Below are 10,652 nucleotides of genomic sequence, written 5' to 3' on the forward strand. Positions count from 1 at the left end.
CGGCCGTTCAGTTTCGTGTATTCGATAGTCGTGCCGCAGACCGTACACGGCGTGCCTTCCCGGCCGTAGACGCGGAGGTTGTCCTGGTTCTGTCCTTCTTTGCCATTGCCACTGATAAAGTTGCGGATTGTTGTGCCACCGTGTTCCAAGCCTTCCCGGAGGACGGCGACGATGGCTTCATGAAGACGGACCGCTTCTTTTTTCGTGACTTTATCGCTATGGCGCATGGGCCGGATGCCCGCCCGGAACAGGGCTTCATCTACGTAAATATTACCAAGTCCGGCTATCTTCGATTGATCCATGAGGACCGTTTTGACAGGCCGGCTGGTCTGTTTCAACAGGCCGTACAGGTATGCTTTTGTAAATTCGGTACCAATTGCGTCCGGCCCCAGGCTGTCATAGCCTTTGATACCCGTCGGTCCCTGGGAGGGAACGAGCCAGAGACAGCCGAGCGTACGGATATCCCGGTATAACAGCCATCCCTGGCTGAGAGTAAACGTGATATGGACAGCCCGGCCGGCATACTTACCGGGATGGTCTTCATAGAGCAGACTACCCGTCATGCGCATATGGGCCAGAAACGACCAGGGGCCGCTACAGTGGATAAATAGATACTTTCCCTTACGACTCACGCCTTCAATGGTCTGTCCTGTTAAAGCAGTGGCAAAGCGGTCCGCCGTCGTGTTCCGAATGAGACGTGGCAAATCCGTCTCTACCTGAGTAATCATCTGCCCTCTGATATGGTCATCGATGAAACCTCGTATCGTTTCTACTTCCGGCAATTCAGGCATATAGGTTCACCTACTTTGCTTCTTCCCAGTTAGAACCGCTGTGGATATCGACTACGAGGGGGACAGACAGTTCGACGATGTGTTCCATCGTGTCTTTCAGCAGTCGTTCTACTTCTGCTTTTTCCGCCTCCGGCACTTCCAGAACCAGTTCGTCGTGAACCTGTACGAGGATCCGGCTTCTGAGGCCGCGCTGTTCCAATTCATCCTGTACGGCATTCATAGCCAGCTTGATAATGTCGGCGGCACTTCCCTGGATAGGCGTATTCATGGCCGTTCGTTCGGCAAAGGAACGGCGGGTGAAATTCTTGCTGTTGATTTCCGGCAATGCCCGGATACGTCCGAACATGGTATGAGTCATCCCGCTTTCCCGGGCTTCGGAGACCAGTTTTTCCATATATCCATGGACACAGTTGTAGCGGGCAAAATAGGATTCAATATATTCTTTGGCCTGCTTGCGGGAGATGGAAATATTGCGGGCCAGGCCAAAGTCGCTGATTCCATAGATGATACCGAAGTTGACGGCTTTGGCATGGGACCGCTGTTCCGATGTCACGTCGTCGAGAGGAATGCCAAACACTTCCGATGCCGTCCGCCGGTGGATATCCTGTCCCTTTTTAAAACCGTCTATCATCGTCGGATCCTGTGACAAATGAGCCAGCAGGCGCAGTTCAATCTGCGAATAATCGCCAGAGACGATGTAGTCATATCCTTCTCCCGGTATGAACAGGGACCGTATTTTCCGCCCCTGTTCCGTGCGGATGGGAATATTCTGGAGATTGGGATCGGAACTGCTAAGGCGTCCCGTCGCCGTGACCATCTGGTTAAAGGACGTATAAATCCGGCCTGTTTCCCGGGAAATAAGAGGTTCCAATCCTTCGAGATACGTGGAAATCAGCTTCTTTAACGCCCGGAATTGTAAAATCTTATCAATCATGGGATGCTTGTCCCGGAGTTCTTCCAGTACGGAAGAATCGGTTGAATATCCCGTCTTCGTCTTTTTAATGACCGGAAGCTGCAGCTTTTCGAACAGAATCTGCCCCAGTTGCTTGGGGGAATTGATATTAAACACTTCACCCGCATCGTCATAAATAGACTGTTCCAGTTCATCAGCTTTCAGTGACAGTTCCCGTTCCATTTCCTGCAGGCGCGTTTCATCGACAGCAAAGCCATTCATTTCCATGACAGCCAGCGTATGGATGAGCGGTTCTTCGATGGATTGATATAACTCATCCAGCTTAAATTCTTCCAGAGACTGTTTTTCTTTTGGCCAGAGAGCATACACAAATGCAGCTCCTTCATCACAGCGCACCGTATCCGGTGCTTCCGGATTTTCAGCCAGCGGCACGGCAAACTTTTCCGATAAATAGGTCAGGCCATACGCAGTCCGCGTCGGATCAAGCAAATATGCCGCCAGAGTGACATCGGCCAGGGGAAGTTTTTTCCCCGTGGCAGCCCATACGGTTTTCGAAAGCCTCTTGCCATCCGATGTAATGACCAGGCCTGCTTTTGAAAGAGCAGCCAGCCATTTAGCAGCGTCTTCACCGGGAATCTGCAGGATGCCATCAGCTGTTGCCAGAGACAGGTAGATTACATGAGGCACGGGAAGTGCCGCATCATACAGGGCTTCCACGGCTACAGTCATGCCGGAAAGCTTTTCCGGCTGCCATCGGGAACGATCGAGATATGACAGCGTCACCGCGTCCGCCTTAGGAGCAATATGAGAAAACCGGTCAAACGAAGCAAACCGTTCCAGAAGATTCTTGAATCCGAGCTGACGGAACAGACTAGCCACATCTTCTTCCCTCGGCTGTGGTACAAAATCATCCAGGGAATAGGTCAATGGCACATCACAGCGGATGGTAGCCAACTGTTTGGAAAGAAACGCCGAGTCCTTATTCATGCTCAGCTTTTCTTTCAGCTTTTTGCCGCTTACATCGTCGATATGATTATAGACGCCTTCTACACTGTGAAACTGGGAAATCAGCTTTAATGCCGTTTTTTCTCCTACGCCGGGCACGCCGGGGATATTATCTGCCGTATCTCCCATAAGTGCCTTCATATCGATGACCTGAGCCGGCGTATAGCCATATTCTTCTTCCATGACCTGCGGCGTCACGGCCAGCATATTGGTGATCCCCTTTTTCGTCAGATGAACGGTCACACTGTCATCGACAAGCTGCAATGCGTCACGGTCTCCTGTGACGACGGCAATATCGAGATTCTCTTTTTCCAGTCCCCGTGCCAGTGTGCCGATGATGTCGTCCCCTTCATATCCTTCCTGTTCCAGGATACATATTCCAAGGCACTGGAGCACTTCGCGGATCAGGGCAAACTGTGGGCGCAGTTCATCGGGAGCCGGTTTCCGCGTCCCTTTATATTCGCTGTACAATTCATTACGGAAAGTATGTTTATCCTTATCGAATGCTACGGCTACATATTTCGGGTCCAGTTGTTCATACAGCTTCAAAAGCATGTTCAAAAAGCCATAGACGGCATTTGTATAGTTCCCCTGACTGTCTGTCAGTACGGGAATCGCATAAAATGCACGGTATAGCAGGCTGTTTCCATCGATGATGGCAATTTTATCTTTCATACTAACCTCTATCCTCTGCGTAAGCGTCCCCTAACGGTGGCGCAGCAGCGTTTTTACAATCTGATACACTAAGACGATGACCGCACCTCCCAGCAGATACGGCAATGCCAGTATCAAGAAGCCCAGTGCGCTGATGATAATAGCCAGGACACAGAAAATGATAAAGCCGATGGCCAGCTTGATGCGCAGGGGCAGGCCGTGAGTCATATAAATATGGACATTGGACTGACTTTCTTCCTGTTCCTTTTTTTCTTCATAGACAGTGCCGTCTTCGTTAATGGTCTGTCCTTTGAAATTATCACGTTCGTCATCAGACAAGACAGAAGCTCCGCGGTTTTCTACCTCTGCCTGGTGGCAGCGTTCGCAAAGTCCGTCCGGATAGACTGCTTCATTATCACAATAGCGGCATTTCATGGTATTCCTCCTCATCAGCGCCGTTCTTTCATGCGCCGTTCTATATCGCGTTTTGCTTCTTTTTCGGCCAGGGCCTGACGCTTATCATACAGTTTTTTACCACTGACCAGGGCCACTGTTACCTTTACCTTTCCCTTTTTTAAATACAGATTCAGCGGAATCAGAGTATATCCCTTTTCTTTTGTCTTGCCAAACAATTTCAGTATTTCATACTTATGCATGAGAAGACGCCGTGTCCGCAGGGGATCATGATTAAACCGGTTCCCCTGTTCATACGGACTGATATGCATTCCCAGCAGGAGTAATTCCCCATGCTCAATGCGGCAGAAACTATCCTTCAGGTTTGCCTTTCCCTGACGCAGGGACTTAACTTCCGTCCCTGTCAGGGCAATACCGGCTTCGTACGTTTCATGTATAAAATAATCATGACGGGCCTTGCGGTTTTCCGCAATATATTTTACCCCGCTCGTTCCTTTTGCCAACGCGTGGTTCCTCTACTTTCTGCCCGTCTTGCGGCCTTTGCGGGCTTTCTTCTTCTTTGTCTTGCGGCCGCTCTTCTTTACTCTGCTGTTTTTCTTGTTTTTCTTTCCCTTTTTATCTTTCTTGCCCGGTTTATGACCGGCATCATTCATCCAGTCCCGTTTCGTCGTTTCCTTACTGCGATGATGTCTCTTTTCCATACTGGCCGCCATGCGCTGCTGCAAATCTTCCAGTGAATCGACCCGGCCCGGTACAAAATCGATTTCACACCGGTCGGTATTCACTTTTGCCAGAGTAACTTCTATGGAATCGCCCAGACGGTACACATGACCTCCGAGACGGCCGCGCATCGTATAGGACGCTTCATCGAATTCATAATCGTCATCAGTCAGCAGCGATATATGAATCAATCCTTCAATACCATTTTCCAGACCGACAAACAACCCGAATGACGTAATACCCGTTATGTGGGCATCGAAGGCTTCACCGACAAAAGGCACCATGTATTCTGCCTTTTTGAGGTCATCCGTCTCCCGTTCCGCTTCCACAGCGACCCGTTCCCGCGTACTGGCCTGGTCAGCGGCCTGTGTATGGAAAGACAGGGATAGACTGGCTTCTTTTTCTGTCAGCTTCCCTTCGCTCTGGAACTGGCGGATGAGGCGGTGCACCATCAGGTCCGGGTACCGCCGGATAGGTGACGTGAAATGAGTGTAACATTCCGAGGCCAGGCCGAAATGACCGGCATTGACCGTCGAATAACGCGCCTGCTGCATGGAGCGCAGGGCAATCGTCTGCACGACCGCTTCAGCATCGGTACCCTTCGATTTTTCGATGAGCTGCTGGAAATCGGCCGGTTTCACCTCATCGGCATCGGGTACAGGCAGGTCAAAACTGGAAAGGACGGTCCGCATCATTTCCAGCCGTTCCGGTTCCGGTATTTCATGGATACGGTACACACTGGGATTGCCACTGTCACGAAGATAGGACGCAACGGTTTCATTGGCAATCAGCATACTTTCTTCGACAATCTGTTCGGCAATGGAACGGTCCCGGCGTTCCAACCGCAGTGGTTTGCCATCGGGATCGAGTATGACTTTGTATTCCGGGAAATCAAAATCAATAGCCCCGCGGCGCAGGCGCATGGCTTTTAAAATATCTGATAATTCCCGAAGCTCCCGGAGCATCGGCATAAAAGGCCGCAGATCATCGGGAACGATGCCTTCGAGGAGTGCTTTTTTTACTTCGTGATAATTGCAGCGCCGTTTAACCTGGATGACAGCCGGACCGATGTCGGCATGGACGACCTGTCCCTGGGAATCGATTTCCATGACGCAGGTCATGGAATAGCGGTCCTGGCCGGCATTGAGACTGCAGATGCCATTGGAAAGTACGGTCGGCAGCATGGGAATGACCCGGTCTACGAGATAGACACTAGTACCGCGGTTGTACGCTTCCTGGTCTATCGCCGACTGGGGCCGGACATACCAGCTGACATCAGCAATATAGACGCCCAGACGGTAATTCCCGTTGGGAAGGCGGACGACATCGATGGCATCGTCGAGGTCCTTGGCATCTTCGCTATCTATGGTAATCAGATTCCGGTCCCGGTAATCCCGTCTGTCCGCTGTCGGTACGACCGTCTGATTGATGGCTTCGGCTTCTTTCTTGACGGCTTCCGGAAAATCAAAAGGCAGTCCGTGCCGGGCCATAATGACCTTGATATCCAGGTCTTTATCTCCGTCATATCCCAGGACTTCCGCAATTTCACCTTCCGCTTTCCGGTTTTCTTCGGGCCAGCGGGTAATCCTGACCAGCACTCTGGCGCTGCTTCTCGCATTCAGAGTCTTATCCAGAGGGACATAAATGTCTTCCCGCAGCCGTTCATCGTCGGGGATGACAAACCCACAGTTCTGCTGCCGGTCATAGGTCCCGACGACGGTCGTATTGGCCCGTTCGATAATGCGGATGATTTCCCCTTCCTGCCTGTGTCCGCGGCTGCTCTGCAACAGCCGGACCTGCACTTTATCATTATTCATGGCCGTATGACGGTTCGATTCGGTGATGTAAACATCTTCTTTCAGGTCATTAGTGATGACGAACCCGAAATTTTTCGTATATCCTTTATAAATACCTGTAATTTCCGCACTTTTTTGTGCTGCCAGGTATCGCTCGCCAGCGATTCTCATAAGCACACCACTCCTTGCCAGTTCATCAAAAGCCGTAAACAGCTGTGCCAGTTGTCCGCCTTTCAAATCCAATTGCTCGGCACAATCTTCAACAGTGGCACCTTCTTCAGTCTTACTACATATATTTATTATATCATGAGCGAGTTGTTTATCCATTATCTTCTCCAGTAAAAAGGGAATGATGATACAAAATTTCCGTATTGCGTCATCGTGAAGGATCATCGTGTGTAGAAAAAAGAGGCTGCCCGGTAAGACAGCCTCTGTTACGTTTGAAGTTTAAAGCAAAGGAAAACCTGCGTGAGACACATCCGTCATCACGCCGCTTCTCCTGTATCCGGCTCAATATGTGTTCAGCAGTCTTCCCAGAACAAGGGTAAAAATCGTAAAGGCAACTGACAAGATAATCGTAAGCTTGGACAATAACGCATCCATACCACGGGCTCTGCTGCCAAATAAGTCTTCAGCACCACCGCCAAAGCCGGCACCCATCCCCTGTGTCTTACTTTTCTGAGCGACAACGACACCGATAATCAGCAATGCCAAAATGACTACTATAATTTCTAATGCGGTAATCACAATAATCCTCCTCACATAACACACTTAACGGTACTATTGTACACTCATTTCTCTTTTCTATCAATAGGTTCTTTCCCATTATTTTCCTTATCCCGCATTTCCAGATACCGTTCCAGTTTCCGTTTGACCCGTTGCAACGCATTATCAATGGATTTGACATGGCGGTGAAGCTCCTGGGACATCTCATTATACGACTTGCCTTCCAGATAGGCAATCAGCACCTGCCATTCCAGATCACTCAGGACTTCGTTCATTTTCAGTTCAATATCTGCAAAATTTTCCCGGCTGATAATGAGTTCTTCCGGATCTGAAACGGGAGCTGCCGAAACGACATCCATCAGTGTCCGTTCCGACTCATCTGTGTAAATCGGTTTATTCAGGGATACATACGAATTGAGGGGAATATGTTTCTGCCGCGTCGCCGTCTTGATAGCTGTTATAATCTGCCTTGTCACGCAGAGGTCGGCAAAGGCCCGGAACGACGCCTGTTTATCGCCGCGGAAATCGCGGGTTGCCTTATACAGGCCAATCATGCCTTCCTGAATAATATCTTCTTTATCTGCTCCGATGAGGAAATACGAGCGTGCCTTGGCTTTTACAAAATTTCTGTACTTGTGGACAATATAATCGGTCGCTCCGGCATCATGCTCTTCCTGTGCCATGCGGACAATTTCTTCATCAGTCAGATCTTTGAATCTGTCCATTTTTTTCATCATCGCTTGTTTCATTGACCGCATGTACCTGCTTTCTTATTTTGATCTGCGGATTTTCTCCAGTTTTTCGAGGACATCACCGTTCTTTACATGATATACGACTTCGTTGCGGCTGCTGCCCTCTGTGAGAACATTCGTATGCTCATATTGCTTCATTTCCTGCCGGCTGCGCTGTACATCTTCTGCCAGTTCCCGCGCAGTCACGCGGTAAGCGCCAGTGCCAAGGATCTGGTTCTGTTCCGGACCATCGGACGTCGCAACGTAAATACTGCGTCGTTCATTCCGGTGTTCATAGACCAGTTTTTCAATGCGGCTGTCTGCCGTTTCTTCCTTGTCCGTAAAGATGATTTCGCAATCGCGGCCCAGTTTCATGCTCTTTTCTGTCTCTTCCGTATACATGGCATCAAAGACAAGTACCAGCATATATCCCTTGGATTTGCCATAACTGGCCAGTATGTCGATCAGTTTTTCCCTGGCATGTTCCAGCGATTCCCGGGCCAGGGGCTGTAAAGACGGCCAGGCAAAAATAATGTTATATCCATCTACTACCAATAAATCTTTCACGGCTGTGTCACCGCCTGCCGCTGCCGCACGGCTTCGTATATGAGCAAAGCCGCCGCCACAGACGCGTTAAGAGAGTTGACATGACCGAACATGGGAATCTGTACCAGCACATCACACGTTTCTTTGACCAGCCGCGACATGCCTCTGCCTTCACTGCCGATGACCAGTACAATGGGCTCCGTCAATGAGCTATGGAAATAATCCACCGTGCCATCCATATCGGCACCGATAATCCAGAAGCCCCGCTTTTTCAGCTTCTTCAGGAGCTGCGTGCTGTTTCCAACTGGTACGATAGGCATGTATTCGATAGCGCCGGCACTCGTTTTTCCCACCGTTTCATTCAGGGGAGCACTGCGCCGCTTCGGTACCAGGACGGCATGGACACCAGCACATTCGGCAGTCCGGATGATAGCCCCCAGATTATGGACATCTTCGATGCCATCGAGTAGCACCAGAAAGGGAACTTCTTCTTTCGCTTCAACATCGGCCAGTACATCGGTCAGATCAGCAAAGTCAATGGCCGCTGCCATAGCTACGACGCCCTGATGGCGTTCATCCGGAGCCAGGCGGTGCAATACTTTCGGAGGAACGTTTTCGATGAGAATCCCCCGTTCACCAGCCAGCTCCCGGATGCGTTCCAGAGCCGGTGCCTGATTGCCTGCCGCCAGATAGATTTTTGAAATAGACCGGCCTGCCCGCAGCGCCTCTGTCACGCTGTTGCGGCCGATAATCATACTTTCCTTACTCATAGTATCTCCTCATCAGGGATGTGCCATGCGGCAATACTCCTGTGTATGTGTATAGATCTGTTCCATGACGGCCTGCAGCCGTTCCTTCTGGTCAGACAGGACCAGGAACCCGACGAGTGCTTCCAAGGCCGTGCTGTCATGATATTCCGCAACGGAAGCACTTTTCGGTGTCTGGGAATAGGCATTACGTGCCCGCTGACAGACGGACTGCTCCTCTTCATTCAGGTTTTCTTTTATCTGACGGTATATGATGGCCTGCACTTTGGCTGACACGAACTCGGCTGCCAGTGTATGCAGTACCTGCACGTTGGGTATCCCCGTCCCGACGAGATGACGACGCATATATAACGCATAGTAGGCATCACCAACAAAAGCCAAGGAAATGGGGTCCAGCTGCGCCGGTTCTGCTTCGGGGACATCCAGACGGACTCCCGAAGCAAAAGCGGCGTAAGATTTCTTTTTTAATGCCTGCAGTTGTCTGAATTTCACTTTTTCCAGCGCGCTCCCTGAGGAGAATCTTCTACGGTAATACCCAGAGCAGCCAGCTTATCGCGGATAGCATCGGCCAGAGCATACTGTTTCTGGGCCCGGCATTCCTGACGGACTTCCAGGATGAGGTCCATGAGGTCGTTGTAGTCCTTATTGCTGGCTTCGCCTTTATTGCCATTCCAGCGGTCTTCCAAAATACCGAGGATGTCGGTCATAGTCTTAAAAATCCGTTTGACTTCAGAAACGACGGACGAATCGACAGGAACGTTCTTATTGAGGACCGCATCTTTATAAATATTGACTTTGCGGGCCAGTTCAAACATGGCTGCGCTGGCAAGAGCGGTGTTGAAATCGTCGCACATAGCTTCTTCAAAGTCTTCTTCAATCTTTTTCGCATCGGCCAGAAGCTGGGCTGATGTATCCGATTTAGCACCGGCGGGCATAGCCAGCAATTCCAGAACGTTGTCAATCGATGTGCCCAGGCGTTCCAGGCTGCGGGTCATTTCTTCCAATCGTTCGTCGCTGAAATCAAGCGGGCTGCGGTAATGGTTGGAAATGAGGAAATACCGCAGGGCATCGGGACTGTAATGTTCCAGTACGTCTTTGACGAGGAAGAAATTATTCAGAGATTTGCTCATCTTTTCAGAATTTATGGTAATGAACCCGTTGTGCAGCCAGTATTTGACCATCGGTTTCTTGCCTGTATACGCTTCTGACTGGGCAATTTCATTTTCATGATGGGGGAAGATCAAATCGCTTCCGCCGCCGTGGAAATCAAAGGTATCACCAAGATATTTGTTGCTCATGGCCGAGCATTCGATATGCCATCCCGGACGGCCTGGTCCCCACGGGCTGTCCCACGAAGGTTCACCCGGCTTTGCTCCCTTCCAGAGAGCGAAATCCATGGGATTATGTTTGCGGTCATCGACTTCGATACGGGCGCCAGCCATCATGTCGTCGAGGCTGCGGCCGCTCAATTCACCGTAATCGGCAAACTTTTCGACGCTGTAATAGACGTCGTGGTCGATGACATAGGCATAGCCTTTGTCGATGAGGGTCTGGACCATGTGGATGATTTCATCCATGTGTTCCGAAAC

11 protein-coding genes are annotated in these 10,652 nt (G+C 50.4%); all 11 read right to left on the reverse strand.

Annotated features, from left to right (window positions below; genetic code table 11):
* On the reverse strand, positions 1-791 hold a 791-nt coding region (mutM, locus tag DBO31_RS04800), incomplete at its 3' end, for a bifunctional DNA-formamidopyrimidine glycosylase/DNA-(apurinic or apyrimidinic site) lyase (protein WP_150824572.1).
* 10 nt (positions 792-801) lie between these two features.
* Positions 802-3,384, reverse strand: coding sequence for a DNA polymerase I (gene polA / locus DBO31_RS04805; RefSeq protein ID WP_150824573.1), 2,583 nt, complete (start codon positions 3,382-3,384; stop codon positions 802-804).
* Between the two features lie 30 nt (positions 3,385-3,414).
* A complete protein-coding gene (locus DBO31_RS04810) occupies positions 3,415-3,798 on the reverse strand; it encodes a hypothetical protein (RefSeq protein WP_200817462.1) in 384 nt (127 codons plus the stop codon).
* A 14-nt stretch (positions 3,799-3,812) separates the two neighbouring features.
* The gene (gene smpB / locus DBO31_RS04815; protein WP_150824574.1) at positions 3,813-4,280 is read right to left on the reverse strand and encodes an SsrA-binding protein SmpB; all 468 of its coding nucleotides are present in this window, start codon (positions 4,278-4,280) and stop codon (positions 3,813-3,815) included.
* 12 nt (positions 4,281-4,292) lie between these two features.
* Positions 4,293-6,620 carry a ribonuclease R gene (gene rnr, locus DBO31_RS04820; RefSeq protein ID WP_150824575.1) on the reverse strand — a complete coding sequence of 776 codons (2,328 nt, stop codon included), beginning with the start codon at positions 6,618-6,620 and terminating at the stop codon, positions 4,293-4,295.
* Between the two features lie 183 nt (positions 6,621-6,803).
* The gene (gene secG / locus DBO31_RS04825; protein ID WP_059075366.1) at positions 6,804-7,040 is read right to left on the reverse strand and encodes a preprotein translocase subunit SecG; all 237 of its coding nucleotides are present in this window, start codon (positions 7,038-7,040) and stop codon (positions 6,804-6,806) included.
* Positions 7,041-7,084: 44 nt separating this feature from the next.
* Positions 7,085-7,777: an RNA polymerase sporulation sigma factor SigH gene (gene sigH / locus DBO31_RS04830; RefSeq protein ID WP_059075367.1), complete on the reverse strand. Its 693-nt coding sequence runs from the start codon at positions 7,775-7,777 to the stop codon at positions 7,085-7,087.
* 12 nt (positions 7,778-7,789) lie between these two features.
* Complete coding sequence (locus tag DBO31_RS04835; protein ID WP_113855643.1) at positions 7,790-8,317, reverse strand: NYN domain-containing protein; 528 nt, start codon at positions 8,315-8,317, stop codon at positions 7,790-7,792.
* Complete coding sequence (rlmB, locus tag DBO31_RS04840; protein WP_113855642.1) at positions 8,314-9,066, reverse strand: 23S rRNA (guanosine(2251)-2'-O)-methyltransferase RlmB; 753 nt, start codon at positions 9,064-9,066, stop codon at positions 8,314-8,316. The genes DBO31_RS04835 and rlmB overlap by 4 nt, the downstream gene beginning before the upstream one ends.
* 12 nt (positions 9,067-9,078) lie before the next feature.
* Complete coding sequence (locus tag DBO31_RS04845; RefSeq protein ID WP_113855641.1) at positions 9,079-9,555, reverse strand: Mini-ribonuclease 3; 477 nt, start codon at positions 9,553-9,555, stop codon at positions 9,079-9,081.
* On the reverse strand, positions 9,552-10,652 hold a 1,101-nt coding region (gene cysS, locus DBO31_RS04850), incomplete at its 5' end, for a cysteine--tRNA ligase (protein WP_150824576.1). The genes DBO31_RS04845 and cysS, both read right to left, overlap by 4 nt.

The sequence above is a fragment of the Megasphaera sp. DJF_B143 genome (assembly GCF_900320625.1).
Classification (GTDB): domain Bacteria; phylum Bacillota; class Negativicutes; order Veillonellales; family Megasphaeraceae; genus Megasphaera; species Megasphaera hexanoica.

What these genes read in the sequence shown, in the direction of transcription:
- rnr (WP_150824575.1), bottom strand. Translation starts at nt 6,620, where the DNA reads ATGGATAAACAACTCGCTCATGATATAATAAATATATGTAGTAAGACT.
- DBO31_RS04810 (WP_200817462.1), bottom strand. Translation starts at nt 3,798, where the DNA reads ATGAAATGCCGCTATTGTGATAATGAAGCAGTCTATCCGGACGGACTT.
- rlmB (WP_113855642.1), bottom strand. Translation starts at nt 9,066, where the DNA reads ATGAGTAAGGAAAGTATGATTATCGGCCGCAACAGCGTGACAGAGGCG.
- sigH (WP_059075367.1), bottom strand. Translation starts at nt 7,777, where the DNA reads ATGCGGTCAATGAAACAAGCGATGATGAAAAAAATGGACAGATTCAAA.
- polA (WP_150824573.1), bottom strand. Translation starts at nt 3,384, where the DNA reads ATGAAAGATAAAATTGCCATCATCGATGGAAACAGCCTGCTATACCGT.